Source organism: Arthrobacter sp. NicSoilB8, from assembly GCF_019977355.1.
Lineage (GTDB): Bacteria > Actinomycetota > Actinomycetes > Actinomycetales > Micrococcaceae > Arthrobacter.
The window spans coordinates 3226664-3251532 of record NZ_AP024655.1 but is presented as its reverse complement, the minus strand read 5'-3'; the positions used below and the strand labels follow the sequence as shown (position 1 = coordinate 3251532).

Sequence of the window (24869 nt, the reverse complement as noted above, 5' to 3'; positions counted from 1 at the left end):
AGGTGCTCAGCCCAGCTGCGCCTCGATGCGCCGTGCGGCCTCCCTGAGCGCGCCGGCGACCTCCTCCGGATCCTGTGCGGCGCGGATGTAGACGACCGCGAGGGCAGCGGGCCGGCCGCCCGGCACGCGCAGCGGAACCGCAATGGAGGACACCCCGGGGATGACCTCGTCATGGCTGGCGGCATAACCGCGGCGCCGGGCCTCGGCGGCTTCGGCCCGGTACGGGATACCCGGGGCCGCCGCCTGCCACTCGTGCTCCGGGAAGGCGGACTGGATGGCGATGCCCGGCGCCCCGGCGCTGATGGGATGACGGGACCCCGGGTGCTGCACCACGGCGGCGCCGCTGTGCCGCGGATCCACGGTCACCAGCGTCACACACTCCTCGCGGTCCCAGACCGCGACAAAAGCACTCATTGTCAGCGCGTTGGCCAGCTGGGTCAGCTCCGGCAGGGCCGCGGACTGCAGGTCGCGCGATACCCCGCGCGCCAGGACGGCCAGGCCCGGGCCGGGCTGGACCCGGCCGCCGTCGTCGCGCACCAGCAGCGAATGATCCTCGAGGGTGCGCAGGATCCGGTAGGCGACGGAGCGGTGCACGCCCATGGCGTCGGCGAGTTCGGCGATGGTGAGCGGCTGCTGCGCTTCGGCGAGGATTTCCAGCGCCCTGATGCCGCGCGAGAGCGTCTGTGACGGGGAGGCCTGGGCGGTGCCGGCGTTCGGGGTCATGAGGTCCATCCTAGGTGCGGGGTCGCTGGAAGCCGGTCGCACCGGACGGCTCTTGTGTTCCGGCCCACGGTCCGCTAGCGTTCTATATGGGAACTATAAGTTCGATTATAGAACACACCACCGAAGAGGCCTAGAGTCGGGCAGGCCTAGACTCACGTAGACCGAGAACCGCCGCCACTGAACGCAAGGGATCAAGGATGATTGCCAAGCCGCGGGACCACGCCGGAGACGTCCAGGGCCGGGCGGCTTCCCCGCGGGCGAGCCACTTCCGCGGCAGCCTTGGCAGGTTTGCCACCGGTGTCGCCATCGTGACCTTCGACGGGGTTACCAAGCGCCACGGCATCACGGTGAACTCCTTCACATCAGTCTCGATGGACCCGCCCCTGGTGCTCGTGAGCATCGCCCGCGCCGCCAGGGCCCACAATGAACTTGCCGGCCGGCCCTTCACCGTGAACATCCTCGGCGCCGAGCAGCAGCAGCTGGCCATGCACTTCGCCGGCCGCCCGGGCCCCGAGCCGCTGTGGGTGGAGGGGGACACTGCGCCACGGCTGTCCAACGTGCTCGCCTACTTCACGTGCCGGCCCTGGGCGGCGTACGACGGCGGCGACCACACCCTGTATATCGGCGAGGTAGTGGACTTCAACTACCGCAACGGCGATGCCCTGGCGTTCGCCAACGGCGCGTTCACCACCATCCCGGAAAGCCAGCTGGGCATGGAGGACCTGCTGTAGCCCCGCACCGCAACCATCCACAACAGTTCAGCTCAACATCAACGACCCATCAGCCTAGCGACTGGAGAAAGACCAATGGGCATCCGAACCGGACAGCAGTACCTGGACAAGCTCAACGCCATGTCCCCGCACGTGGTGATCGACGGCGAGGTGGTCAGCAAGAAGATCGCCGAACACCCCGCCTTCCGCAATGTGGCCCGCTCCTACGCCAGACTTTTCGACATGCAGCACGACCCGGAGTACCAGGAGGCGCTCACCTACACCTCGCCGAGCACCGGGGATCTTGTCAATGCGTCGTTCCTGGTGCCGAAGACCATCGAGGACCTCCAGCGCCGCCGCCGCGCCATCTCCACGTGGGCCGAGTCCTCCAACGGCTTCCTGGGACGCTCCGGCGACTACATGAACTCCTCGCTCACCGCGCTCAGCACGGCCGAGGAGTGGTTCTCGCAGGCGGATCCGAAGTTCGGCGAGAACATCCGCAACTACTACGAGTGGGCCAGGGAGAATGACGTCCTGGCCACGCACACCCTCATCCCGCCGCAGGTGAACCGCTCGGTCTCGGGTTCGGAGCAGCTCGGCGGCCAGCTCTCGGCCCGGATCGTGGAGGAGCGCGAGGACGGGATCGTCATTCAGGGCGCCCGGATGCTCGCCACCATCGCCCCGATCGCCGACGAGCTCCTCGTCTTCCCGTCCACTGTCCTCCGCGGCACCCCGGATGACGCGCCCTATTCCTACGCCTTCGCCATCCCCAACGACGCCCCGGGCCTGCGTTACCTCTGCCGCACCTCGCTCTACAACGGCGGCAGCACCCACGATGAGCCGCTGGCCTCCCGCTATGAGGAAATGGATGCCGTCGCGGTGTTCGACCACGTCTTCGTGCCTAACGAGCGCATCTTCATGCTCGGCCACCCGCAGCTGTGCAACAGCTTCTATTCCGAGACCGGTGCCGGGGCGCTCATGACCCACCAGGTGGTCACCCGCACCATCGCCAAGAGTGAGTTCTTCCTGGGCCTGGCGTCCGAACTCGCCGAATCGATCGGCATCGACGGCTTCCAGCACATCCAGGAGGACATCGCCGAGCTGATTATCGACGTCGAAATCGGCCGGGCGCTGGTCCGCGCCTCGGAGGCCGACGCCGAGCTCAACGACGCCGGAGTCATGCTGCCGAAGTGGTCCACGCTGAATGCTGCCCGCAACTGGTATCCGAAGATCGCGCAGCGTTTCCCGCAGATCATCCGCAAGTTCTCGGCGTCGGGCCTCATGGCGCTCCCGGGCGAGGCTGACCTCAACAGCGAGGCCCGGGCGGACATCGAGCTGTATCTGCAGGGCAAGACCCTGACCGGCCCCGAGCGGGTCCGGCTGTTCAAGCTGGCGTTCGATGCCTCGATTTCCGGGTTCTCCGGGCGCCAGTCGCTCTATGAGTACTTCTTCTTCGGGGATCCGGTCCGGATGGCCGGCGCCCTCGTCAACAGCTACGACCGCGGGCCGGTCCGGGCCAGGGTCCGCGAGCTGCTCAACCGCACGGACTGACAGCGGGAGACACTCCCCAAAAAATATGTGTGCCCTGTCACATGTTTCATAGTAGTATTCAGGATACTAACTGACCGTTCGATCAGTAATTCCAGAGGCATTCAGTTACCACTTCGCACCCACTTCGGGCAGTACCTCTGCCCCCAGCAACGGAGTTCCAATGACCGCAACTTCATCCGTAGATTCCCAGGCGGGTCCCAGCAGCAAGCACGAGGAACGCAAGGTCCTCGCCGGGACGTTAGTCGGCACCACGATCGAGTGGTACGACTTCTTTATTTTTGCCCAGCTGACAGCAACGCTGCTGTCGCCGCTGTTCCTCGCCCCGCTGAACGCGTCCAACCCGGGCCTGGCGCAGATCCTGTCCTTCGCCCTCATCGGCATCAGCTTCCTGTTCCGCCCGCTCGGCGCGATCGTTGCCGGCCACCTCGGCGACCGGCTCGGCCGCAAGGCCATGCTGGTCTTCACCCTGATCATGATGGGTGCCGCCACGGCGCTGATCGGCATGCTGCCCACCTACGCGCAGATCGGCGTCTGGGCCCCGATCCTGCTGATCCTGCTCCGTGTCATCCAGGGCTTCTCCGCCGGCGGTGAATGGGGCGGCGCGGCGCTGATGGCCGTTGAGCATGCTCCCCTGAAGCGGCGCGGCCTGTTCGGCGCCTACCCGCAGATCGGCGTTCCGGTCGGCATGATCCTCGCCACCGGCCTGCTGTACTTCCTCAACACCAGCATGTCCAAGGAAGACTTCGCTTCCTGGGGCTGGCGTGTGCCGTTCCTGCTCTCCATCGTGCTGATCGTCGTCGGCTACCTGATCCGCCGGGCGGTCGCCGAGAGCCCGGTCTTCAAGGAGATGCAAGAGCGCAAGGAAGAAAGCAAGGCGCCCCTGGGCGAACTGCTCCGCAAGCACAAGAAGGCGGTGCTGTACTCCACGATGATCTTCATCGGCAACAACGCCGCCGGCTACCTGCTGATCGCTTTCTTCATTTCCTACGCCACCAAGACGCTGAAAATGCCCACCCCGCAGATCCTGCTGGCCACCACGCTGGCTTCCTTCGGCTGGCTGATCTTCACGCTGGTCGGCGGCTGGCTCTCGGACAAGATCGGCCGCGTCAAGACCTTCCTGATCGGTTACGGCATTGTCTTCGCCTGGATGATCCCGATGTTCGCGCTTATCGACACCAAGGACATTGTGCTCTACGGCGTCGCCCTGTTCGTCCTGACGGTCGGCCTGGGCCTGTCCTACGGGCCCATGTCCGCCATGTACGCCGAGATGTTCCCGGCGAAGGTCCGCTACTCCGGCATCTCGATCGGTTACGCGTTCGGCGCCATCCTCGGCGGCGCGTTCGCGGCCACCATCGCGGAAGTCCTGCTGCAGGGAACCCACTGGACCGGCTCCATCGGCATCTACATCATGATCCTCTGCGTCATTTCCGCCGCGGGCGTCCTGCTGGCCGGGGAAACCAAGGGCCGCCCGCTGGGCGTCAGCGGCCACCACTAGCCCGCACCAAAGCAACGCGGGGTCACTTAGCGCCCATCCGGAGCCTCCGGACCGGCGCTAAGTGACCCCGCGTTGACCTTTTAAGCTGGGCCTAGACGGCCAGGAAGCTGATGGCCCCCTGCTTGAAGGCGCGGCTGGTGACGGCATTGTTGTGGTTCCGGCCGGGCAGGGTCAGCTGCTCCACCATCGCGCCGGCCTTGGTGCCGAGGGCGGCGAGGTCCGGCATGGAGGCGGCGCGGTCGTCGTTCTCCCCGGCCACCAACAGCATGGGCACGGTCGGGACGGCCTCGGCGGGATCGAAGGGTTCGCCCTTGATCGCCTCAACCAGAGAAAGCAGCGCGAAGATGTTGTTGCTGGGCAGCAGCATGGCCATCTTCAGCAGCCCGGCGGTCGATTCGTCCGCGATCGGCGTCCCGTCGGCCAGGTACCGCTGCGCGGCAACCAGGTCAAAGTCCGCCAGCGGATCTGCGGTGTTGGGCCCGCCCAGGACCAGCCGGTGCACGAGTTCATGCTGGGTGGCGCCGAACTCCCAGGCGAGCCGGGACCCCAGCGAATAGCCGATCACATCGAGACCGCTGGACGGGTCGCCGTCGCGCAGGGGGCGCGCGCCGGCGTCGAACGCTATCTGCAGCAGATCCGCCCGGATCCGGCTGGGGGAGTAGGAGTCCAGGTCCTCGGGGGCGCCGCTGCGGCCGTGGCCGGGCAGATCGACGGTGATGACGCGCCGGCCTGCGTCCAGGAGCGCGGTGAGCCAGCCGGTGTCCTCCCAGTTGAGCTTGGAGGAGGAGGAGAACCCATGCAGCAGCAGGACCGGACGGAGCCCGGCGTCGTTCTGGGGCTCATGCACCTCCACGTACAGTTGGGGGTCCGTGCCCTCCACGGTGTGGGAATGCTGTTCGCCGGTGTGTCTGCCGCTCATGGTGTCAGTCCTCATCAAGTACGGCGCTCAGGCGGACCCGGCGCTTCGGTGCCTCTTCCTTCGGGACCGTGCCCACGATGCCGGCGGTGTTGTCCGGCACCTCGAACACGATCAGGGGCTCGCCGACGTTGATTTTGTCACCGGGCCCGCCGTGGATACGCACTACCTTACCTGCCTGCGGGCTGGGCAATTCAACGGCCGACTTCGTGGTTTCGACCTCCACGAGCGGCTGGTTGCGCTCCACCTGCTCGCCCGGGGAAACCAGCCATTCCAGCACGGTCGCCTCGATGAGCCCTTCGCCCAGATCCGGGAGCGGGAAGGATATTTCAGCCACGTTTGTACTCCAATACTCGCTGGATCCCGAAGAGGATCCGGTCAATGTTCGGGATGTATTCGTCTTCCAGATCACCGGAGGGATACGGCACGTCGAAGCCGGTCACGCGCTCCACCGGCGCCCTGAGGATGTCAAAGCAGCTCTGCGTGATCAGCTGCGCCACCTCGGCGCCGAGACCGGAGGTCAGCGGGGCCTCGTGGACGACGACGGCGCGCCGCGTCTTGCGCACGGAGGCGGCCAGCGCCCCGGCGTCGATCGGCTTGAGCCAGCGCAGGTCCAGGACCTCGATCTCGATTCCATCCTCCGCGGCGAGTTCGGCCACCTGCAGGCAGCGCGAGACCATGGCTCCCCACGCGACGAGCGTGAGGTGGCGGCCCTCGCGCATGACCTTGGCGCCTTCGGGGGAGCCGCCGGCTGCGTCGCCCCGGGCGAGGTCGACCTCGCCCTTCTGCCAGTAGCGGGACTTCGGTTCCATGAAGATCACCGGGTCCGGTCGTGTGGCGGCGTACTTGAGCAGGTGGTAGGCCTCGTGCGGGTTCGACGGCGAGACCACCTTCAGGCCCGGCACGTGGGCGAACAGCGCCTCGAGGCTTTCGCCGTGGTGTTCGGGGGCGCGGATGCCGCCGAAGCTGGGCACGCGCAGGGTGATCGGCATGGGCACGGTGCCCCGGCTGCGGTAGTTCATCCGGGCGATCTGGCAGACGATCTGGTTGATGGCCGGGTAAGCGAAGCCGTCGAACTGGACCTCGGGGATGGGGTGGAACCCGGCCATTGCCAGCCCCACGGACATGCCGAGGATGCCGGATTCGGCCAGCGGGGTGTCGAAGACGCGCTGCGCGCCGTGCTTGGCCTGCAGCCCGTCGGTGATCCGGAAGACGCCGCCCAGCCGGCCGCAGTCCTCGCCGAAGATCAGGGTTTTCGGGTGTTCCGCGAGGACCTCGTCGAGGGCGCGGTTGAGGGCCTGCTGCATGGACATTACGGTGGTCGCAGCGGGGGTGCCTGCGCCCGTGCTTGCAGCGGCGTCGCTTTCGAGAATCGAGTTAGACATGTTCGGACTCCTCGCGCCAGTTGGCGGCCTGGGACTGCAGGGCAGGGGTGGTTTCCTGGAAGACCAGGTCAAACATTTCGGTACCGGGGCGCGGGCCGAGGGCCTGGATGCCGGTGCGGATCTGCTCCTCCTCGGCCTTGGCCGCGGCCAGGGCCCCCGCGAAGAATGACTCGTCGGCGATTCCTTCGGCGAGCAGCCGCTGCCGGAACCGTTCGAGCGGGTCGATGCCGGCGCCGTCGCGCTCCTCGTCGAGCGAGCGGTAGCGGCCCGGATCATCCGAGGTGGAGTGCGGGCCGCGGCGGTAGGTCATGGCCTCGATGAGCACGGGGCCGTTGCCGGTGCGGGCGTGGGCGAACGCCCGGCGGGTGGCCTCGACGACGGCGACGACGTCGTCGCCGTCGATCTGCAGCGCGGGCATGCCGTACCCGGCGGCGCGGGCGGCGACGGAGCCGCCGGCCACCTGGCGTTCGGTGGGGACCGAGATGGCCCAGCCGTTGTTCTGGACGAAGAACACCACGGGCGCCTTCATCACGGCGGCGAAGTTCATCGCCTCATGAACATCGCCCTGGGAGGAGGCGCCGTCGCCGAAATAGGTCAGGGCGACGCCGTCTTTCTTGTCCAGGGTCTGGCCGTGCGCCCAGCCGACGGCGTGCAGGACCGACCCGGCGACGACCGCCTGGATCGGGGCCAGCCGGGATTCCAACGGGTTGTACAGGCCGCCGTGCCACGTGGCTTTGTGGGTGGACATGTAGGCCACCATGTCCACACCCATGGTCCGGGCGACGCCCATTTCGCGGTAGGTGGGGAAGACGAAGTCGCGGGTAGTGTCCACGGCGTAACCGCTGCCCACCTGGGCCGCTTCCTGGCCGAATTCGGGCGCGTAGCCGGGGATGATGCCCTGCCGCTGCCAGGCGATCGCCGAGGTATCGAGGTGCCGGACGGCCACCATCAGCGAATACAGCTCGCGGAGTTCGTCGGCAGTGAGCGGCCCGGCAGCGCCGCCGGAAGCCGCGGGAAGAAGTGTGTCCATGCCTGTGACCCTAGTCACCGGCGGCGGGGTGGGCAATCAGCCTGGAAAAGGCTGCCCAGACTGCACAATGCTGCCAGCGGCTGCGGCTGCGGGCCTTGCAATTTGTCTAGCTCCGGTACGCGCGGCTACGGGTGAACCCACCCCAACTGACTCGCAGCAGGGGCCGTTATGAGCCCTCAAAACGGCCCCTGCTGCTAGCTAGTTGGGCTGGTGCGCGCGGTTGCGGGTGATCCGGGCGCCGATCCAGCACGCCGCGGCGATGCCGGCCACCAGGGCCAGGGTGCTGACCAGCTGCTTGCTGCTGTCCGGGCTGCTGAATCCGACGGCGAAGATCAGGGCCAGGAGCACCAGGCCGAAGACTGTCAGCCCGGGGAAACCCTTCATCCGCAGCGGCAGCGCCGTGCCGTCGCGGTCTGCCCGGCGGCGCAGGATCAGCTGGGACACGAGGGCCGAGCCCCAGACCACGAGGCAGGTGGAGCCCACGAGCTGGAACAGGGCCGGCAGGATCTGGTCCGGGAAGAGCAGTTCCAGCACGGCGGCCAGGAAACCGAAAGCCACGGAGACGCTGACGGCCAGCACCGGGACCCGCGCCGCGTTGAGCTTCGAGAGGAACCGCGGGGCTTCGCCGCGCTCAGAGAGCGAGTAGACCATGCGGGACGCCCCGTAGAGGTTGGCGTTCAGCGCGGAAAGCAGCGCGACGACGGCCACCAGGGTGATTGCGGCGCCGGCACCCGGGATGCGGGCGACGTCGAGCACGCCGGCGAAGGGGGACTTCAGGGCCGCAGAGGTTGAGGGAAGGACGGCGGCGATGACGAACACCGAGCCGATGTAGAACACCAGGATCCGCCAGACCACGGTGCGGATCGCCTGGCCGACGCTGTGCTCGGGGTTCTCCGTTTCGGCCGCGGCCACGCTGACAATCTCGGTGCCGCCAAAGGCGAAGATCACGACGAAGAGCGCGGTGGCGATGCCGCCCAGGCCCGCCGGGGCGAAGTCGGTGGTGAAGTTGCTCAGGCCCGGGGACGGGACGTCCGGCAGCCAGCCCAGCAGCAGGGCCGCGCCGATGGCCAGGAACATCAGGATGGCGGCCACCTTGAGGATGGCGAACCAGAATTCGAACTCGCCGAAGTTCTTCACGCCGGCGAGGTTGACCGCGGTGAAAAGGGCCATGAAGATCAGCGACAGCGCCCAGACGGGAATCACCGGCCAGACCGTGAACAGGAGTGCGGCCGCACCGAGGGCTTCGGCCGCGATGACCACCACGAGCTGCAGCCACCAGAGCCAGCCGACGGTCGCGCCGGCGGTCTTGCCCATGGCTTTTTGCGCGTAGACGGAGAAAGCCCCGCTGTTGGGGTTGGCGGCGGCCATCTCGCCAAGGGCCCACATGACCAGGATGATCAGGGTTCCGGCGACGAGGTAGGAGATCAGCACGGCCGGTCCCGCGGCCTGGATTCCGGCCCCTGAGCCGAGGAACAGGCCGGCGCCGATCGCGCTGCCCAGTCCCATCATGGTCAGCTGGCGCGGCTTCATGCTGTGCCCCAGCGTCGGGGCCGGGACCGGGCTTGTGGCGGGCATCTTCGCGGTGGACTTCGTTGTCATGCTTGCGAACCTTCGTGTGGTTATGGGTCTGTGCGTCCTTATGGGACCTTTTGAATTTACCGTCTTTGGGCGGGCCCTACCGGCCGCAGGGGCGCCGCGGCCGTGAGACCATGGTGGCAGTTTGCTAGCTGATGCGGGGAACCGGCGGCGGTTTGTCCGGTCGAGACCGCTAGGGAGGGAAAAATTCATGGACGTGGATTCGCTGGATGCAAAGATTGTCCGATTTTTCACGGATTCCCCACGGGCGTCGGTCCTGGAAGCCTCCCGGGTCCTGAAGGTTGCCCGCGCCACCGTGCAGTCACGGCTGGACCGGATGCAGAGCGGCGGCGTGATCGGCTCGTGGGTGCCGCAGCCGGACCCGGCTCACTTCGGCTTCCCGGTAGTGGCGTTCTGTTCCCTCACGATCAACCAGGATCTCGGGCACGACGCCGTCGTGGAGGCCCTCGCGCGGATTCCCGAATTGATAGAGATCCACACCGTCTCCGGCAGTTCGGACCTCATGGCCCGCATCGCCGCCCGCTCCAATTCGGACCTCCAGCGCGTCCTCGATGCCATGATCGCCACGCGGACGGTCCTGCGCTCCTCCTCGGTGATCGTCCTCAACACCCACTTCCAGGGGCGCACGTTGCCGCTGCTGGAAGCCGCCGCCGCCAACCGCTGAGCCGGGGCGCCGCCGGCCGGCGGTGAACGGATGGAGGGCTAAACGACGCTCAGGTTTTCAGGCAGGCCGGTCCGGCCGGTGATCAGGAGCAGCAGCTCACCGGCCGACGGCAGCCGGGCGCCGATGGCTCCGGCGAGTTTTAGGGACGCGGCCACCGCGGGGGCCAGGGAGGCGGGCGGCGGGAGCTCCAGGGCGCGCGCCAGGTCCAGGGTGTGCACGGCCAGCTCGAAGACGCGGGTCGGCAGGTAGTCAATGAGCGTCATCGCCCCGGCGGGGGTGGCCACCAAGGCATCGTCCGGTGTGTTCCTGAGAAGGGCCGTGACGCGTTGGACAATCTCCCGCACCGCTGCGGCCGGGTCCTCGCCCAGGGCGTCGCCGGTTTCCTTGCCGCGCTGCGCGATCGCCGAGGGCGAGGCCGCGCCCCGGACGGCCAGGAAGTATTCCACCGGACCCGCCACCCGCTTCCCGGCGGCCGGGGTGGCGAGGTAGGTCTCCACGGTTGTCAGGGCGCGGCTGGTGTGGCCGGTCAGTGCCCGGACATCCCATTCGCCCAGGGCCGGCCGTGACCAGTCGTGTTCGTGCACCTGCGCGGTCAGGTCCCGGAACGCCTGGGCCGCTCCCGCGTAACAGTCCCTGACTGCTTCTGCGTCCATACCCTCCGGGTCCATATCTTCTGCGTCCATAGCCTCGATTTATACCGGTGCCGGCTCCGGCGTACAAGCCTGGCCCCGCGCCCGGGCCCGCTCATGTGACCTGAAACATTTTGCGCCCGGACGGCACAGTCGTATCATTAGTTCTAGTCATTTTGACTATAACTAGTCCGGCGGTCAGGCCGGAGCCGTCCGGCCAGTCCCATCGCGGACCCCGGCCGGGGACCCAAGAAGGCGGGGATGACCGTTTACACCGCAGCAGCCAACGTCTCGGAGCGCCAGCTCGCGCCGCCATCGCTGGCCATCTCCACGGTGATCTTCGCGCTGCGTCCCAGCGAGCGTTCCGGCCGGCCCACGCTCTGGATCCCGCTGGTGCGCCGCATCCGCGAACCGTTCAAGGGGCTCTGGGCGCTGCCCGGGGGGCCGCTCACGCACGCCGAGTCCCTCCAGGACGCCGCGTCGCGGAACCTGCGCGAAACCACGGGCCTCGCCCCGAACTACCTCGAGCAGCTCTACGCCTTCGGCGGCCTGCACCGTTCACCCACCCAGCGCGTCGTCTCGATCGTCTACTGGGCGCTGGTCCAGCCCACGGAGGCCGCGCTCGCGGACGAATCGGAGAACGTGCGCTGGTTCCGCGCCGACCGGCTCGGCGAGCTCGCCTTCGACCACAACGCCATCATCGACTACGCCCTGTGGCGGCTGCGCAACAAGATGGCCTACGGGTCCATCGCCTACCACCTGCTGGGCGAGTACTTCACCCTCGCCCAGGTCCGGGAAGTCTACGAGGCCGTCCTGGACCGCGAACTGGATCCCGCCAACTTCCGCCGGCAGGTCAAGGCCACGCCGGAAATCGAAGAAACCGATCAATACCTGCAGGGCGGCAAACACCGCCCGCCCCGCCTCTACCGCTTTACCGGCCGCCCCGGCCTTGACCCAGACAACAGGAGCACACCATGAGCAGCGTCAACACGGCCATCCAGCTGATCACGCGCGAGCAGGCCGCCACCATGGCAAGCGCGGCAGCCAGCACCTGCAGCCCCGCCCTGGCCCGCGGGCCTTGGGACTTCGACCTCGCCGAGGCCCTCGCCGGAGTGCCCGCCTACGGCCCCGGCGCCTCCTCAGCCGACGTCGCCCCGGCGGCGACCCCTCGGCAGGGCCAGCTGCCGGAGGAGTACAAGCTGGCCAGCGACGCCGAACTCGACGCCCGGATCCGTGCCGCCAAAGCGGCGCTGGGGGACCGCGCCGTCGTGCTCGGGCACTTCTACCAGCGCGACGAAGTGATCGAATATGCCGACTTCGTGGGCGATTCCTTCCAGCTCGCCAATGCCGCGCTGACCCGGCCCGACGCCGAGGCCATCATCTTCTGCGGCGTGCACTTCATGGCCGAAACCGCTGACATCCTGTCCCGACCGGACCAGGCCGTGATCCTGCCCAACCTCGCAGCGGGCTGTTCCATGGCGGACATGGCGGACATCGACTCGGTCACCGAGTGCTGGGAGCAGCTGGAGGAGCTCTTCGGCACCGAGCCCGACGCCGACGGCCGGGTCCCCGTCATCCCGGTCACCTACATGAACTCCTCGGCCGCGCTCAAGGGCTTCTGCGGCGAGCACGGCGGCATCGTCTGCACGTCCTCGAACGCCGCCACGGTACTCGAATGGGCGTTCGAACGCGGCCAGCGTGTGCTGTTCTTCCCGGACCAGCACCTGGGCCGCAACACCGCGAAGGCCATGGGCGTGCCGCTGGAACAGATGCCCATGTGGAACCCGCGCAAGGACCTCGGCGGCAACAATGAGCAGGCGCTGCAGGACTCGCGCGTGATCCTCTGGCACGGTTTCTGCTCCGTCCACAAGCGCTTCAACGTCGGCCAGATCGAAAAGGCACGGGCCGAGTTCCCCGGCGTGCAGGTCATCGTGCACCCCGAATGCCCCATGGAGGTGGTCGACGCCGCAGACTCCGCCGGCTCCACCGACTTCATCCGCAAGGCCATCGCCGCCGCCACGGAGCCCACCACCTTCGCCGTCGGCACCGAGATCAACCTCGTCAACCGGCTGGCCGCGGAATACCCGCAGCACACCATCTTCTGCCTCGACCCGGTGATCTGCCCCTGCTCCACGATGTACCGCATCCACCCCGGCTACCTTGCCTGGGTCCTGGAAGCGCTCGTCCGGGGCGAAGTGGTCAACCGCATCACGGTGGATGAAGACGTCGCCGCACCGGCAAAGGTGGCACTCGAGCGCATGCTGGCGGCGCGGCCGTGACCAGGCGGCTCGTGATTGTCGGCAGCGGGATAGCCGGGCTCTACGCCGCGCTGCTCGCCTCCGACGCCGCCACCGACAGCGGCCGTGACATCGAGGTGGTCCTGCTCAGCAAGGGGACGCTGGAGCAGAGCAACACGTTCTACGCCCAGGGCGGCGTCTCCGCCGTCCTGGCGCCGAAGGATGCCGCCCCCGGGGACTCCGTGGCGGCCCACGTCGCCGACACCCTCGCTGCCGGCGCCGGGCTGAACGACGCCGAGGCCGTCCGGGTCCTGTGCACGGAGGCCGTCCGGGACATCGCCGGCCTGGCCCGCTACGGCGTGCACTTCGACGTGCGGCCCGACGGCGGACCGGCCCTGGGCCTCGAAGCCGCCCATTCCGCGCCGCGGATCCTCCACGCCGGCGGGGACGCGACCGGTGCCTGCATTGCCCGCGGCCTCGTCGCGGCCGTCCTGGAGCGCGCCGTCCTGGAACGCACGGTCCAGGGCCGGCTCCGGGTGGAGACCACCGCGTTCGTCACCGACCTCCTGACGGCACCCGAGGCAGGGCCCGAACCCGTTGCGCTGCCGGGCACCCTGTCACAGTCCGGCCTAACGCCGCCGACGCCGGCCCGGGTCACCGGTGTGGCGTATCTGGCCGGCGGCCGGCCCCAGGAGCTGGCTGCCGACGCCGTCCTCCTCGCCACCGGGGGTGCCGGCCGGCTTTTTGCCCGCACCAGCAATCCGGCCGTTGCCACCGCCGACGGCCTCGCCCTGGCCTGGCGCGCCGGCGCCGCGGTACGGGATCTCGAGTTCTTCCAGTTCCACCCCACCACCCTTGCCGCCGAGGAAATCCCGGGCGGCCCGCCTGCCCTGCTCATCTCCGAAGCTGTCCGCGGCGAGGGGGCGGTGCTCCTGGACTCCGCAGGCTACCGCTTCATGCCCGGCTACCACCCGGATGCCGAACTCGCCCCGCGCGACGTCGTCTCCCGCAGCATTGCCCTGCACCTGGCCGCCGCGGGGGCCGCACCGGACAGCCCGGTCTACCTGGATGCCCGGGGCATCGAGGCGGCCCGCGGCGCGGGCTTCCTTCTCCGGCGGTTCCCGACCATCACGGCGGCCACCCGGGCTGCCGGCTATGACTGGACCACCGAGCCGATCCCCGTGTCTCCGGCGGCCCACTACTGGATGGGCGGGGTGTGCACCGACCTGTGGGGCCGCACGTCCGTTCCGGGCCTGTATGCCGCCGGCGAGGTAGCCCGCACGGGCGCCCAGGGCGCCAACCGGCTGGCGAGCAACTCGCTGCTGGAGGGCCTCGTGTTCGGCCGTCGCGCCGTCGAGGACTTCCTGCACGCACCCGTACCGGACACGGCCTGGCTGACACCGGCTTGCGGGGACGTCCACCCGGGCAGCCTTGTCCTGCCCGTGGCAGTTTCTCCGGAAGCTGGCGCCGCGAGCGCACCGGGCGCACCCGGTGCATCGGCGGCGCCGTTCAGCCGAGCGGCCCTCGGCCGGCTCATGACCTCCGCGGCAGGAGTCACGCGCACCGGAACCGAGCTCGACGCCGCCGCGGCCCAGCTGGCGCAGTGGGCCACAGACCTTGAAACTGCAGACCTTGGAAACAGTGTCCGCGCCGGCCGCAGCGTCTGGCTCAGCCAGGATGCCCATGAGGACCGGAACCTGCTGCTGGCCGCTCGACTCCTCGTCACGGCGGCCCGGCAGCGCACGCAATCAGTCGGCGCCCACTACCGGGCAGATTCAGCCGTGATGGCCGGCACCGCCGGGCCTGCGGACACTGCCGTGTTGGCCGAGGCCGGTTATGCCGGCCCCGCCCATCCGAACCGCACGGCACAACCGGCCGGGACCGCAGGGCAGTCCGGTCCCGCATCATTGACCTCCGGCCGCCGGCATCCGGCCGCCGCCCGCTCCATGCAAAGGATCTAGCCATGACAGCAACCGCTGCCCCGGAAACCGCGACCTCCCGCACCGTGACCTCCCGCACCGTGACCTCCCGCACCGCGGCGCTCGACGGGAGCCTGCCCGAGGCCGCCGTCCTGGCCGTCCTGCGCGCGGCGCTGCAGGAGGACGCCCCGTACGGAGACATCACCTCGCAGACACTTATCCCCGCGAAGGCGCGCGCGACCGCGGTGCTGAACGCCCGCGTGCCCGGCGTGTTGAGCGGCGGGGAGGTGTTCGCCGCGGCGATGAAGCTGACCGACCCGGGCGCCGTCGTCGAACTGCTGGTCCGCGACGGCGAGACCTTTGTCGCCGGAACCGCCTTGGCCCGGGTGACCGGTAACGCCCGCGCGGTGCTGCTGGCCGAACGCGTCGGACTGAACCTGGTCCAGCGGATGAGTGCCATCGCCACCAGGACGGCCGAGTATGTGGCGCTCGTGGACGGCACCGCGGCACGGATCACGGACACGCGGAAGACGACGCCGGGACTGCGGGTCCTCGAACGCTACGCCGTGCGCTGCGGCGGGGGCGCCAACCACCGCTTCAGCCTCTCCGACGCCGTCCTGGCCAAGGACAACCACCTGGCCGTCCTCACCGGGGGCGACCCGGCGAAGCTGACCGCCGTGCTGCGCGGCGCGCGGGCGCAGCTCGGCCATACGACGCACTTCGAGGTGGAAGTGGACACCATGGAACAGATCGAGCCGGTGCTCGCCGCCGGAGTCGACACCATCATGCTGGACAACTTCTCCCTGGCCGAGCTGGCGGCCGGCGTCCGGCTGGTGGGCGGCCGGGCCCGCGTCGAAGCCAGCGGCAACGTCAATCTTGCCACCGTGGCGGACATCGCGGCCACGGGGGTGGATGTCATCTCGATCGGCGGCCTGACACACAGCGTGACGGCCCTGGACCTCGGGCTCGACATCGAACTGGCAGTTGAAACCGAAACCGGGCCCGATACCCTGCCGGACGACAGGCAGGGCGTCGAACCTGATGTTGAGGCCGGAGTTCCCGCCGACGGTCACCCCGGCGCCGATCCGGCGGCCGGCTGAGGCGCACCGTGATCTTCCTGGACGCCGCGGCCACCACCCCGGTCCGCCGCGAAGTGCTCGAGGCCATGTGGCCCTACCTCACGGGCGAGTTCGGCAACCCGTCCAGCCACCACTCCCTCGGGGACGCGGCCGCCACGGCGCTCGCCGGGGCCCGGGCAGCGACGGCCAAGGCCCTGGGCTGCCGGGCCGGGGAAATCGTCTTCACCTCCGGCGGCACCGAAGCGGACAACCTCGCCATCAAAGGCATCGCCCTGGCCAGGCGCGCCGCCGATCCTCGCCTGGACCGGGTGGCGATCAGCGCCGTCGAACATCCCGCGGTGGAGGAATCCGCCAGGTATCTCGAACGCGTCCATGGCTTCGCCGTCGATGTGATCCCGGTGGACCGCTTCGGTCAGGTCACGGAAGAGGCCCTGGCCGCCGTGCTGGGTCCCGGGACAGCGCTGGTCAGCGTCATGTACGCCAACAACGAGGTCGGCACGGTCCAGCCCATCGCCCGGCTCGCAGCACTGGCCCGCGCCCAAGGGATCCCTTTCCACACCGACGCCGTCCAGGCCGCCGGCTGGCTGCCGCTGGACACCGGCGCGCTCGGCGTGGACGCCCTGAGCATTTCCGGCCACAAGCTGGGCGCGCCCAAAGGCAGCGGCGCATTGTTCGTCCGCGGCCGGATCCGGATCGAACCGCTGGTTCACGGCGGCGGCCAGGAACGCGGCCGCCGCTCGGGCACGGAAAACGTCGCCGGGGCCGTGGCGCTGGCGACCGCGCTGACGCTGGCCCGGGAGACGGCATCACTCCCGGCATCAGTCCCGGCACCAGACCCGGCCTCTAACCCTGCACCGGACTCCGCACCGGACCCTGCACGGCGGGTCGCGGCCCTCCGTGACGGGTTCATTGCGGCCGTGCTGGCCGGTGTCCCCGGTGCGGTACTCACCGGCCACCCCACCGAGCGGCTGCCTTCGGTGGCTTCCTTCTGCTTCCCGGGCACCAGCGGCGAGTCCGTGCTGCTGGAACTCGAACGCCAGGGCGTGGTGTGCTCGAGCGGTTCCGCCTGCGCGGCGGGCTCGGATGCGCCCTCGCCCGTGCTGCTGGCCCTGGGCATCGAGCCCGAGGTCGCCCAGACGGCGGTGCGGTTCAGCTTCGACTCGACCATCACGGCAGCGGAGCTGCAGGAGGCGGCGGCCGCGGTCCGTACCGCCGTCGCCGGGGTCCGGGCGCTTCGGCCCAACTAACTGGCAGCAGGGGCCGTTTTGAGCCCCCAAAACGGCCCCTGCTGCCAGTCAGATGGGGAAGTGTGGCGGTTGGGCCGGCGAGTCAGCGGTGACGGGCGCGGCGGAAGATCCAGTGCCGCAGCATCGTGAAGCGTACTGCGGTGGCAGCAAAGCCGGAGAGGGTAGTGGTCCAGAGCTCGTCAGCCACTGTTGCCTCGGGCCGGAGCCAGTGCAGGATTGCCAGGCTGCCGCCGGTGATGAGCAGCGCCACGAGGATCACGATCAGGCCGTTGAGGTGGTCGCGCTTCATCCGGCGGCGTTCGGTGATCTTGAACGTCAGGCGCCGGTTGAGGGCGGTGTTCATGAAGGATGTCAGGATCAGGGCCGCGGCGTTGGCAGGCTGGGGCCCGAGCCACGGCCGGGACAGGGCGTACAGGGCCAGGGATGTCAGGGTGCAGACAATGCCCACGCCGGTGAACCGGATGAGCTGCCGTACCACGGGGTAGCGGAGGATTCCGCGGCGCCGCCGGAGGCTCGGCGTGCGGACGACGGCGGGGGCAGGGGCCTGCTGTGTGAGCTCGGACTCCATCCGCTCAGTACAGCTCGCCCACGGGGATGTCGACGGCCAGCCGGTTCGCCGGACCCGCAAGCGGACAGGCCCACGCTTCGTTGTAGGCGCAGGAGGGGTTGTAGGCGAAATTGAAGTCCAGGACGAATTCGGCGTTGGGCCCGGAGCCCCGCACACCGTGGAACGCCCCCTTGATCGTGTCCAGCAGGTAGCGACCCGCGCCGTAGCTGCCGCCGGGCTGGCCGGCGGTGGCGTCGCGGAACGGCACGAAAATGCCGCCGCCGTAGCCCCTGAGCTTCCAGACCGCGAGCTGCCCCATCTCGGGCAGGTCGAAGGTTCCCAGCCGGACGAACCGGACCAGACCGTCAGTGCCGGTCTCAACATTCATCTCGCGGCCGGCACCCTCGAGGGTCAGCGGCACGTAGAAGCGGTAGATCGGATCGTAGTCCGCGGTCTTCAGGCCGTCGAAGCTGGCCTTGGCCTCCGCGGTCAGCGCCGAGGCCGGGTGGGTGCCGAACATGCGGTCCCGCTCGTGGCGCCAATAGGAGTGGGCTTCCGCCGGGCTGTCGGCGGCAATCTTGCGCGTGGTGGCGTAGAGGGCAAAGGTCCGCAGCCGCCAGTCCGCGATATCGAGCGCCGACATGCCTGCCACGTCGCCCTGCTCCCCAAAATGCGATGCGTCAAAGTGCTGTTCGGCCATGCCCCCAGCGTATCCGCTTTCCAACGACCGATATTCTGCGCCGAATTTCTGCGGAGCCCGACGGCGGAGACCGCCGCCGGCTCCGGACCCGGGACGGTCAACCGGTCCCGGGACGGATAACGGGTCCTGCGCGCCGTCCGGCCTTAGACTTTCGCCCATGCGCAACCCCCTGCAGGACACCACCGCCGGCGCCGCCCATGACGAGACCCATCACGAGACCCACGACAAGACCGCCGACAACGCCACCGCCGGCGAGACCGCCACATCCGCCGCAGACGGCCCCGGCAGTGCGGGACGTGCGGCGGCCTCGCTGGCGGAGCTCGTGACGTATCGGACCGTGTCCTGCCGCCTGGAGAACGCCGGGGAGGGCGCGGGGCAGCAGAACGCGACGGAGCTGGCCGGGTTCGAGGCCTTCATCGCGGCACTGCCGAGGCTGTACCCGGCGGTCCATGAGGCACTGGACCTGGAGCGCGTCAACGGCCAGGCTCTGCTGTACCGCTGGCCCGGTACGGACCCGGGGGCCGGGGCGCGCGCGTCGGTACTGATGGCGCACTACGACGTCGTCCCGGCGGGAGACCCCGGGGAGTGGACGCACGAGCCGTTCTCCGGCCACAACGACGGCACCTTCCTTTGGGGCCGCGGGACGCTGGATGACAAGGGTCAGCTCGTGGCCATCCTGGAGGCCGCCGAGAGCCTGCTCCGGGCGGGCTACGCGCCGGCGCATGACCTCTACTTCTCCTTCGGTAACAACGAGGAGACGGCCGGCGACAGCGCGGCAGCCGCCGCGGACCTGCTGGGCGCGCGCGGCGTGACGCCCTGGCTCGTGCTGGATGAGGGAGGCGCAGTCGCCGGCGGCGCCTTTCCCGGGGTAAGCCGGCCGGCCGCCGTCGTCGGGGTGGCCGAAAAGGGGATCCTCGACGTCGAGCTGCTGACCCGGGACCCGGGCGGGCATGCCTCCACGCCGCCGCGGATGGGAGCCACGGCACGGCTGGCGCGCGCCATTACACGGATCGAGCGCAGCCCGTTCCCGCAGTCGCTGCCGGACGTGACCGCGGAGATGCTGCGCCGGTTCGGCCCGCATTCGCCGGCGCCGCTACGGGCCGCGTTCGCCAATGCGGCGCTGCTCCGGAGGCCGATCACCTGGTTGTTCGGCCGGCTCGGCAGCGAGACCAACGCCATGACCCGCACCACGGTCGCCATCACCACGCTCGAAGGCAGCGCCGGGGCGAACGTCCTCGCCGCCACGGCCAAGGCGAACGCCAACATCAGGATCGCGGTGGGGGAGAGCGTCGAGGGAACCGTGGCACGGCTGCGGAAGATCATCCGCGACCCGCAAGTGGAACTGCGGGTCGTGGAGGGCAACGACCCCTCGCCTGTGTCCCCGTCATCCGGAGCCCCGTGGGAACTGCTGGCGGACTGCATCGGCCAGGTCTTCCCCGAAGCGATCATCACCCCGTACATCATGATGGGCGGCACCGACTCCCGCCGCTTCACCGGGATCTGCGGCGCCGTGTACCGCTTCGCACCGTTTTTCATGGATGTCCCGGCGCGCGGCTCTATCCACGGCGTTGACGAGAAGATTGCGCTGGAGACGCTGGGCCACGGCGTCCGCTTCTACGAAACGCTGATGCGGGAGCTCTGAGCCGTGCGGCGCCACGGCTACGCTGGCACCATGACTGGGACGGCCACCACCAGCGGATCAGGCACCACCAGCGGTTCAGGTACTATCCGGATCCGTACAGCGAGGACCCGGGCAGCGTGGATTCGCGCCGCCGCGCTGCGCACCGGTGCCGCCCTCGTGGTCACGGCGGCAGCCCTGTCGGGCTGCAGCGGCGACGGCAAGGGGGCACCAGTTTGGACAGCGGGTAGCAGCACGGCGGGTAGCAGCACGGCGGGCAGCAGCACGGCGGAGAGTACGACGTCGGCCCCCGCCTCCGGCCCGACGCCCACCGTCAGCGCCTCCGCCCCGGGATCGAGCGCCGCCGACTGGAAAGTCTTCACCGATCCGGCGAAGACGGTCAGTTTCGAGGTGCCGCGGGACTGGATTGTCCAGTCCGTGGCCGTCGATCCGGGCGCGCTGCCGGGTGCACTGAAGATCGTTGTCAAAGACGCCAAGGGCGCGTACCTGGCCACCCTGCAGACGGGGCTCCCGCCGCAGCCGGCCGCGGCCTGCGCGGACGGCGACGCACGGGCCTACGTCGTGGTCAGCAGCGTCCCCGTGGACCTGCCGCACGCCGGCGGCGAGGGGACGATTGACCCGCACGTGGTGTTCCGGGTCATCCAGGGCTACAAGTATTTCGGCTCCTATGGCATCACCAACGTGGTGGGCGGCGCCGGCGGGAAGGCCTGCGCGCTGCAGAACGTGGTCCGTGGCCAGGAGGGCAAGGGCGATTATTCGTTTGGGGACCTGCCGGTGCTCAAACCTTTGGCTCCGGACCAGAAAGTTGCTCCCGCGAAGGCGTTCGACACCCTCGACCAGGCGGCCAAGTACGTCAACGAGGGATCCGAATTCGCCGACGTCCAGCGGATGCTAATGTCTCTGAAGATCAAAAACTAGTCCCGCCCACCCGCACATCCCCGGGCCGCTGACGGCGACTTTCCCTGCCACCACCTCACATCCCGGAGTTACATGGAACGCGCCGTAGCCGCCCGCCTGGCCTTCAAGACCGTTGCCGAGACCAAGGTGGCGCTCGCCGTGGCCGTGGCCCGGAACCCCGGTTACGGTTCACTGCAGGAGTCGCTCTCGGTGACGGCGGACGGCGGGGACGTGCCGCTGACCGAGCTCTCGGACCACCACGGAGGGCGCTTCCATTACATGGAATTCGCCGAACCCACCGAAGTGCTGGTGGAGTACTCCGCCAGCGTCAGCGGCTTGGCCCGGCCCGAGGAACCAGGGCTCATGGAACTCATCCGCTATGTGCGGCCCAGCCGCTACGCGGAGTCGGACCGGCTGCTGCCGACAGCCTATGCCGAATTCGGCGGGCTGCAGGGCGAGGAGCTGCTCCACGCCGTGCGCAACTGGGTCTTCAGCGAACTCCGCTACGTCAGCGGATCCTCACGGGGGACCGATGGAGCCGTCGAGACGCTGTTGCACCGCCGCGGGGTCTGCCGGGACTTCGCCCACCTTGCCATTGCCCTGCTGCGGTCCAAGAACGTCCCGGCCCGGCTGGCTGCCGTGTATGCCCCGGGCCTGGCCCCGATGGACTTCCACGCGGTGGCCGAAGCACACATCAACGGCGCCTGGCACGTCATCGACCCCACGGGGCTGGCACCGCGGGAGAGCATGCTGCGGATCACGGCCGGGCGTGATTCCTCGGACACCGCATTCCTGTCCACCGTGGGCGGCAGCCTGTCCCTGAAGGAAATCAGCGTCACCGCCGTTGTTGACGAACTGCCGGTGGAAGACCCGGCGAAGCTCGTCGCTATCCAGTAGGCAGGCTGCCGGGGCCGCCAGCCTGGAGCGTCAGCGTCCGGCCACCGCGGCGCGAAGCTTCTCGGTCAGCCGAAGCAGCTCCTGCTGTTCGGCGGCCGTGAGGGCCGGGCCCACGAGCGCGGCGATGTCGCGGACGTGTTCCCGGCCGATCTGCTTCTGCAGGTCCCTGCCGGTGTCGGTAAGCCGGATGAGGATCCCGCGGCCGTCCTCCGGGGCCGGTGTGCGCTCAACGAGCCCGCGCTTTTCGAGCCGCTCCACCAGCCGGCTCAGGCTCGACTGGCTGAGCAGGACGTTGTCGTTGAGCTCATTCAGGCGCAGCCACCCGGACGGGCAGCGTGAGAGCGTGAAGAGGACGTCGTACTCGTTCAGGGCAAGGGCTTTGAAGGCCGGCGCAGCCTGCAGCTTGCGCATCACCGCCACCTGGGCACGGAACAGTGACTCCCAGGTTTCCGCGGCCAGGCGCACCGGCGATTCTGTGGTCTTGGCCTGCATCATGAGCCCTGGCTGCTGGTCTCTGCCGCTGCGGCGTCACCGGTGCCGGCTGCCACTGCGGCGGCCACCCGGCCGGCATGCGTCGGCGGTTCGGGGACATGCGCGGGCTTGAGCGCGGCATATTCCTTGCGCAGCACCGGCAGCACCTCTTCGCCGAACAGGTCCAGCTGCTCCAGCACGGTCTTCAGCGGCAGGCCGGCATGGTCGATCAGGAACAGCTGGCGCTGGTAGTCACCGAAGTACTCGCGGAAGGTGAGGGTCTTTTCGATGACCTCCTGCGGGCTGCCCACCGTCAGGGGAGTCTGGGACGTGAAGTCCTCCAGCGACGGCCCGTGGCCGTACACCGGGGCGTTGTCGAAGTACGGGCGGAACTCCTTGACGGCGTCCTGCGAGTTCTTCCGCATGAAGAACTGACCGCCGAGGCCCACAATGGCCTGGTCTGCCTTGCCGTGGCCGTAGTGCTCGTAGCGCTCACGGTAGAGGCCGATCAGCTGCTGGTAGTGCTCCTTCGGCCAGAAGATGTTGTTGGCGAAGAATCCATCACCGTAGTACGCGGCCACTTCCGCGATCTGCGGCGTGCGGATGGAGCCATGCCACACGAAGGGGGCGACGCCGTCGAGCGGGCGGGGCGTGGACGTGAAGTTCTGCAGCGGGGTGCGGTGCTTGCCGGACCAGTTGACGGTGTCCTCATCCCAGAGGCGGCGCAGCAGGCTGTAGTTCTCGATCGCCAGCTCGATGCCGTCCTGGATGTTCTTGCCGAACCAGGGGTAGACGGGGGCGGTGTTGCCGCGGCCCAGCACCAGGTCCACGCGGCCGTCGGCCAGGTGCTGGAGCATCGCGAAGTCCTCGGCGATCTTCACCGGATCATTGGTGGTGATCAGCGTGGTGGCCGTGGAGAGGATGATGCGCTCCGTCTGGGCAGCAATGTAGGCCAGCGTGGTCGTGGGGGAGGAGGAGAAGAACGGCCGGTTGTGGTGCTCGCCGAGGGCATAGACATCCATGCCGATCTCTTCGACCTTCTTGGCGATCGCCACGGACGCCTTGATGCGCTCGTGCTCGGTGGGGGTGCGGCCCGTGGTGGGGTCGGTGGTGATGTCGCTGACGCTGAAGACGCCGATCTGCATGATGTGCCTTTCCATGGCCGGTCTGATCCGGGAACTGCTTCCACTATACGCGGTTTACATGCATTTGCATGTATCGACCGGTATAACACCCGCCACGGCCGAATATTCCCGGCCCTTCCTGTCCGATTTTCCCGCCCGGGTCTTCCGGCCCGGTCTTCCTGCCTGTGGCCGCCGCGCGGGCCTAGGATGCCGTCAGGTGCCCGCCCGCCCGGAAGGCCCCCATGCGACGTGTCGTAGCTTTTCTGTGTCTGGTCGAATTCACCAGCGGAGTCTTGCAGGGCTACTACATGCCCATCCTCGGCTGCCCGACGGCGCCGCCCGGACCCGGCGCGCGGCCGGCGTTCTCGTCGGGGCACTGGAGTTCGGTGTCATCGCCGGGGCGCTCGCCGCCGGTGCGTTGGTGGAGGCCTTCGCCGGGCAGCTGCAGATCGTGCTCCTGGTGCCGGCGCTGGCAGTGTCCGCATGCTGGTTCGCCATCCGGTTCGGCGTGCCGGAGTCCAGTGAGCGCAGTGGCAGACGCCTGGACACCGGCGGGTTCGCGCTGCTCGCCGTCGGGCTGTTGTTCATCACCTCCGGCTGACGTTCATGCGCCTCAACGGAGCCGCCGCGTGGTGGCCGTGGGCGCTCGTGGCGGCCGGGATCCTTGTGTTCGTTCCCTTCTCGCGGTTCGAACTGCGCCAGGCCGATCCTCTCGTGGACATCAGGATGCTGCGGGGCACATCAATGTGGCCGGTCCAGCTGACCGCCGGGCTCTTCGGAGTCTCGGTCCTGGGCGCGTAGGCCCCGCTGTCCACCTTCGCCCGGACCGATCCCGCGCTGCACGGCTACGGCCTCGGGCTGCGCGCCGGGCAGGTCTCCATCATCATCGGCGTCTACGTGCTGGCGCTGCTCGTGGGCGCGCTGCTGTACCCGGCGGTGACGCGCCGGCTCACCCCGCGCTGGACGCTCGTCGGCGCCGCGGTCCTCGTGGGCCTGGGGTATCTCTTGTTCCTGCCATTTCACGGAAGCCTCGCCGAGGCGCTGGCAAACATGGCGATCGCCGGGGTTGGCTCCGGGGCCCTGGTGGCGGCTCTGCCCTCGGCGGCGGCCGCTGCGGCACCCCTGGACCGCACCGCGATGGCCACCGGCCTGACCAACACCACGAAGACCATCGGCGGGGCCTTCGCGTCCGCGGTGTTCGGCATCGCCCTGCTCAGCCACGTCCTGACCGAAGCGGGGGGCGCCTGGGGATGCCGGTCGGGCCGCGGCGCCCCTCGCCGGGTACCTCACTGTGTGGACCAGCCTGCGGAGTGACCGGTCTGGCCGCAGCCGTCGCGCTTGTCCTGGTGCCGCGGCTGGCCTTCTCCGACCCGGCCCCGGCCGCCGCCGAGCCCCTTGGGGCTGGCTCGCTCT

General features: G+C 69.0%; 26 protein-coding genes. 15 read left to right on the top strand and 11 right to left on the bottom strand.

Going from position 1 to position 24869, the window contains the following annotated elements; genetic code table 11:
- Positions 1 to 6 precede the first annotated feature (6 nt).
- Positions 7 to 723 carry an IclR family transcriptional regulator gene (locus LDO15_RS14660; RefSeq protein WP_223979741.1) on the bottom strand — a complete coding sequence of 239 codons (717 nt, stop codon included), beginning with the start codon at positions 721 to 723 and terminating at the stop codon, positions 7 to 9.
- Between the two features lie 197 nt (positions 724 to 920).
- Here LDO15_RS14660 and LDO15_RS14655 point away from each other — a divergent pair, with 197 nt between their 5' ends.
- From LDO15_RS14655 to LDO15_RS14645, 3 genes are all read left to right on the top strand, one after another.
- A complete protein-coding gene (locus tag LDO15_RS14655; RefSeq protein WP_223979740.1) occupies positions 921 to 1454 on the top strand; it encodes a flavin reductase family protein in 534 nt (177 codons plus the stop codon).
- A gap of 75 nt (positions 1455 to 1529) precedes the next feature.
- Positions 1530 to 2984 (top strand): 4-hydroxyphenylacetate 3-monooxygenase, oxygenase component, encoded by a 1455-nt coding sequence (gene hpaB, locus LDO15_RS14650; RefSeq protein ID WP_223979739.1) that lies wholly within the window; start codon positions 1530 to 1532, stop codon positions 2982 to 2984.
- 160 nt (positions 2985 to 3144) lie between these two features.
- Entirely contained in the window at positions 3145 to 4479 is a 1335-nt protein-coding gene (locus LDO15_RS14645; protein WP_223979738.1) for an MFS transporter, read from the top strand.
- A gap of 91 nt (positions 4480 to 4570) precedes the next feature.
- Here the strand turns inward: LDO15_RS14645 and LDO15_RS14640 are convergent, their stop codons facing one another.
- From LDO15_RS14640 to LDO15_RS14620, 5 genes are all read right to left on the bottom strand, one after another.
- Positions 4571 to 5398 (bottom strand): alpha/beta fold hydrolase, encoded by an 828-nt coding sequence (locus LDO15_RS14640; protein WP_223979736.1) that lies wholly within the window; start codon positions 5396 to 5398, stop codon positions 4571 to 4573.
- Positions 5399 to 5402: 4 nt separating this feature from the next.
- Positions 5403 to 5732, bottom strand: a complete 330-nt coding sequence (locus LDO15_RS14635) for a biotin/lipoyl-containing protein (RefSeq protein WP_223979734.1) — start codon at positions 5730 to 5732, stop codon at positions 5403 to 5405.
- Positions 5725 to 6780 (bottom strand): alpha-ketoacid dehydrogenase subunit beta, encoded by a 1056-nt coding sequence (locus tag LDO15_RS14630; RefSeq protein ID WP_223979733.1) that lies wholly within the window; start codon positions 6778 to 6780, stop codon positions 5725 to 5727. Before LDO15_RS14630 ends, LDO15_RS14635 begins: the two co-directional genes overlap by 8 nt.
- Positions 6773 to 7810, bottom strand: a complete 1038-nt coding sequence (locus LDO15_RS14625; protein ID WP_223979732.1) for a thiamine pyrophosphate-dependent enzyme — start codon at positions 7808 to 7810, stop codon at positions 6773 to 6775. The genes LDO15_RS14630 and LDO15_RS14625 overlap by 8 nt, the downstream gene beginning before the upstream one ends.
- Positions 7811 to 8008: 198 nt before the next feature.
- Positions 8009 to 9409, bottom strand: coding sequence for an amino acid permease (locus LDO15_RS14620; RefSeq protein WP_223979731.1), 1401 nt, complete (start codon positions 9407 to 9409; stop codon positions 8009 to 8011).
- A gap of 187 nt (positions 9410 to 9596) precedes the next feature.
- Here LDO15_RS14620 and LDO15_RS14615 point away from each other — a divergent pair, with 187 nt between their 5' ends.
- On the top strand, positions 9597 to 10070 hold the full coding sequence (locus tag LDO15_RS14615; RefSeq protein WP_223979730.1) for an Lrp/AsnC family transcriptional regulator: 474 nt from the start codon (positions 9597 to 9599) through the stop codon (positions 10068 to 10070).
- A 38-nt stretch (positions 10071 to 10108) separates the two neighbouring features.
- Here the strand turns inward: LDO15_RS14615 and LDO15_RS14610 are convergent, their stop codons facing one another.
- Entirely contained in the window at positions 10109 to 10753 is a 645-nt protein-coding gene (locus tag LDO15_RS14610; RefSeq protein ID WP_223979729.1) for a maleylpyruvate isomerase N-terminal domain-containing protein, read from the bottom strand.
- 207 nt (positions 10754 to 10960) lie between these two features.
- On the opposite strand from LDO15_RS14610, the gene LDO15_RS14605 reads away from it, so the two are divergent.
- The 5 genes from LDO15_RS14605 to LDO15_RS14585 are packed head-to-tail and all read left to right on the top strand — an operon-like array spanning position 10961 to position 17181.
- Positions 10961 to 11677 (top strand): NUDIX domain-containing protein, encoded by a 717-nt coding sequence (locus LDO15_RS14605; protein WP_120954465.1) that lies wholly within the window; start codon positions 10961 to 10963, stop codon positions 11675 to 11677.
- Positions 11674 to 12978: a quinolinate synthase NadA gene (nadA, locus tag LDO15_RS14600; RefSeq protein WP_223979728.1), complete on the top strand. Its 1305-nt coding sequence runs from the start codon at positions 11674 to 11676 to the stop codon at positions 12976 to 12978. The genes LDO15_RS14605 and nadA overlap by 4 nt, the downstream gene beginning before the upstream one ends.
- Positions 12975 to 14897 carry an FAD-binding protein gene (locus LDO15_RS14595; RefSeq protein WP_223979727.1) on the top strand — a complete coding sequence of 641 codons (1923 nt, stop codon included), beginning with the start codon at positions 12975 to 12977 and terminating at the stop codon, positions 14895 to 14897. Before nadA ends, LDO15_RS14595 begins: the two co-directional genes overlap by 4 nt.
- Positions 14898 to 14899: 2 nt before the next feature.
- Positions 14900 to 15955, top strand: a complete 1056-nt coding sequence (nadC, locus tag LDO15_RS14590) for a carboxylating nicotinate-nucleotide diphosphorylase (protein WP_223979725.1) — start codon at positions 14900 to 14902, stop codon at positions 15953 to 15955.
- Positions 15956 to 15963: 8 nt separating this feature from the next.
- Entirely contained in the window at positions 15964 to 17181 is a 1218-nt protein-coding gene (locus tag LDO15_RS14585; RefSeq protein WP_223979723.1) for a cysteine desulfurase family protein, read from the top strand.
- Positions 17182 to 17263: 82 nt separating this feature from the next.
- Here the strand turns inward: LDO15_RS14585 and LDO15_RS14580 are convergent, their stop codons facing one another.
- A complete protein-coding gene (locus tag LDO15_RS14580; RefSeq protein ID WP_223979721.1) occupies positions 17264 to 17749 on the bottom strand; it encodes a GtrA family protein in 486 nt (161 codons plus the stop codon).
- Between the two features lie 4 nt (positions 17750 to 17753).
- Positions 17754 to 18428: a DUF1684 domain-containing protein gene (locus LDO15_RS14575; protein WP_223979719.1), complete on the bottom strand. Its 675-nt coding sequence runs from the start codon at positions 18426 to 18428 to the stop codon at positions 17754 to 17756.
- A gap of 157 nt (positions 18429 to 18585) precedes the next feature.
- Between LDO15_RS14575 and LDO15_RS14570 the strand changes: the two genes are divergently transcribed.
- The 3 genes from LDO15_RS14570 (at position 18586) to LDO15_RS14560 (ending at position 21861) form a co-directional block, all read left to right on the top strand.
- Complete coding sequence (locus LDO15_RS14570; protein ID WP_223979718.1) at positions 18586 to 20070, top strand: M20/M25/M40 family metallo-hydrolase; 1485 nt, start codon at positions 18586 to 18588, stop codon at positions 20068 to 20070.
- 30 nt (positions 20071 to 20100) lie between these two features.
- On the top strand, positions 20101 to 20985 hold the full coding sequence (locus LDO15_RS14565) for a hypothetical protein (protein ID WP_223979717.1): 885 nt from the start codon (positions 20101 to 20103) through the stop codon (positions 20983 to 20985).
- A 72-nt stretch (positions 20986 to 21057) separates the two neighbouring features.
- Positions 21058 to 21861 carry a transglutaminase family protein gene (locus LDO15_RS14560; protein ID WP_223979716.1) on the top strand — a complete coding sequence of 268 codons (804 nt, stop codon included), beginning with the start codon at positions 21058 to 21060 and terminating at the stop codon, positions 21859 to 21861.
- A 30-nt stretch (positions 21862 to 21891) separates the two neighbouring features.
- Here LDO15_RS14560 and LDO15_RS14555 read toward each other — a convergent pair whose 3' ends face one another.
- Both LDO15_RS14555 and LDO15_RS14550 read right to left on the bottom strand, forming a co-directional pair.
- Positions 21892 to 22353 carry a MarR family winged helix-turn-helix transcriptional regulator gene (locus LDO15_RS14555; protein ID WP_223987413.1) on the bottom strand — a complete coding sequence of 154 codons (462 nt, stop codon included), beginning with the start codon at positions 22351 to 22353 and terminating at the stop codon, positions 21892 to 21894.
- Complete coding sequence (locus LDO15_RS14550; RefSeq protein WP_223987410.1) at positions 22353 to 23477, bottom strand: LLM class flavin-dependent oxidoreductase; 1125 nt, start codon at positions 23475 to 23477, stop codon at positions 22353 to 22355. Before LDO15_RS14550 ends, LDO15_RS14555 begins: the two co-directional genes overlap by 1 nt.
- A gap of 244 nt (positions 23478 to 23721) precedes the next feature.
- Here LDO15_RS14550 and LDO15_RS14545 point away from each other — a divergent pair, with 244 nt between their 5' ends.
- The 3 genes from LDO15_RS14545 to LDO15_RS14535 all read left to right on the top strand — a co-directional run bounded on the left by LDO15_RS14545 (position 23722) and on the right by LDO15_RS14535 (position 24770).
- A complete protein-coding gene (locus tag LDO15_RS14545) occupies positions 23722 to 24057 on the top strand; it encodes a hypothetical protein (protein ID WP_223979715.1) in 336 nt (111 codons plus the stop codon).
- A 5-nt stretch (positions 24058 to 24062) separates the two neighbouring features.
- Positions 24063 to 24257, top strand: a complete 195-nt coding sequence (locus LDO15_RS14540; RefSeq protein ID WP_223979714.1) for a hypothetical protein — start codon at positions 24063 to 24065, stop codon at positions 24255 to 24257.
- Between the two features lie 96 nt (positions 24258 to 24353).
- Complete coding sequence (locus LDO15_RS14535) at positions 24354 to 24770, top strand: hypothetical protein (protein ID WP_263428184.1); 417 nt, start codon at positions 24354 to 24356, stop codon at positions 24768 to 24770.
- The last annotated feature ends 99 nt before the right edge of the window (positions 24771 to 24869 follow it).

Coding starts and splice junctions, on each gene's coding strand:
- hpaB (WP_223979739.1), top strand. CDS start 1,530: ATGGGCATCCGAACCGGACAGCAGTACCTGGACAAGCTCAACGCCATG.
- LDO15_RS14540 (WP_223979714.1), top strand. CDS start 24,063: ATGCGCCTCAACGGAGCCGCCGCGTGGTGGCCGTGGGCGCTCGTGGCG.
- nadC (WP_223979725.1), top strand. CDS start 14,900: ATGACAGCAACCGCTGCCCCGGAAACCGCGACCTCCCGCACCGTGACC.
- LDO15_RS14655 (WP_223979740.1), top strand. CDS start 921: ATGATTGCCAAGCCGCGGGACCACGCCGGAGACGTCCAGGGCCGGGCG.
- nadA (WP_223979728.1), top strand. CDS start 11,674: ATGAGCAGCGTCAACACGGCCATCCAGCTGATCACGCGCGAGCAGGCC.
- LDO15_RS14645 (WP_223979738.1), top strand. CDS start 3,145: ATGACCGCAACTTCATCCGTAGATTCCCAGGCGGGTCCCAGCAGCAAG.
- LDO15_RS14565 (WP_223979717.1), top strand. CDS start 20,101: ATGACTGGGACGGCCACCACCAGCGGATCAGGCACCACCAGCGGTTCA.
- LDO15_RS14630 (WP_223979733.1), bottom strand. CDS start 6,780: ATGTCTAACTCGATTCTCGAAAGCGACGCCGCTGCAAGCACGGGCGCA.
- LDO15_RS14610 (WP_223979729.1), bottom strand. CDS start 10,753: ATGGACGCAGAAGATATGGACCCGGAGGGTATGGACGCAGAAGCAGTC.
- LDO15_RS14660 (WP_223979741.1), bottom strand. CDS start 723: ATGACCCCGAACGCCGGCACCGCCCAGGCCTCCCCGTCACAGACGCTC.
- LDO15_RS14640 (WP_223979736.1), bottom strand. CDS start 5,398: ATGAGCGGCAGACACACCGGCGAACAGCATTCCCACACCGTGGAGGGC.
- LDO15_RS14550 (WP_223987410.1), bottom strand. CDS start 23,477: ATGCAGATCGGCGTCTTCAGCGTCAGCGACATCACCACCGACCCCACC.
- LDO15_RS14560 (WP_223979716.1), top strand. CDS start 21,058: ATGGAACGCGCCGTAGCCGCCCGCCTGGCCTTCAAGACCGTTGCCGAG.
- LDO15_RS14620 (WP_223979731.1), bottom strand. CDS start 9,409: ATGACAACGAAGTCCACCGCGAAGATGCCCGCCACAAGCCCGGTCCCG.
- LDO15_RS14555 (WP_223987413.1), bottom strand. CDS start 22,353: ATGCAGGCCAAGACCACAGAATCGCCGGTGCGCCTGGCCGCGGAAACC.
- LDO15_RS14615 (WP_223979730.1), top strand. CDS start 9,597: ATGGACGTGGATTCGCTGGATGCAAAGATTGTCCGATTTTTCACGGAT.
- LDO15_RS14580 (WP_223979721.1), bottom strand. CDS start 17,749: ATGGAGTCCGAGCTCACACAGCAGGCCCCTGCCCCCGCCGTCGTCCGC.
- LDO15_RS14570 (WP_223979718.1), top strand. CDS start 18,586: ATGCGCAACCCCCTGCAGGACACCACCGCCGGCGCCGCCCATGACGAG.
- LDO15_RS14575 (WP_223979719.1), bottom strand. CDS start 18,428: ATGGCCGAACAGCACTTTGACGCATCGCATTTTGGGGAGCAGGGCGAC.
- LDO15_RS14625 (WP_223979732.1), bottom strand. CDS start 7,810: ATGGACACACTTCTTCCCGCGGCTTCCGGCGGCGCTGCCGGGCCGCTC.
- LDO15_RS14605 (WP_120954465.1), top strand. CDS start 10,961: ATGACCGTTTACACCGCAGCAGCCAACGTCTCGGAGCGCCAGCTCGCG.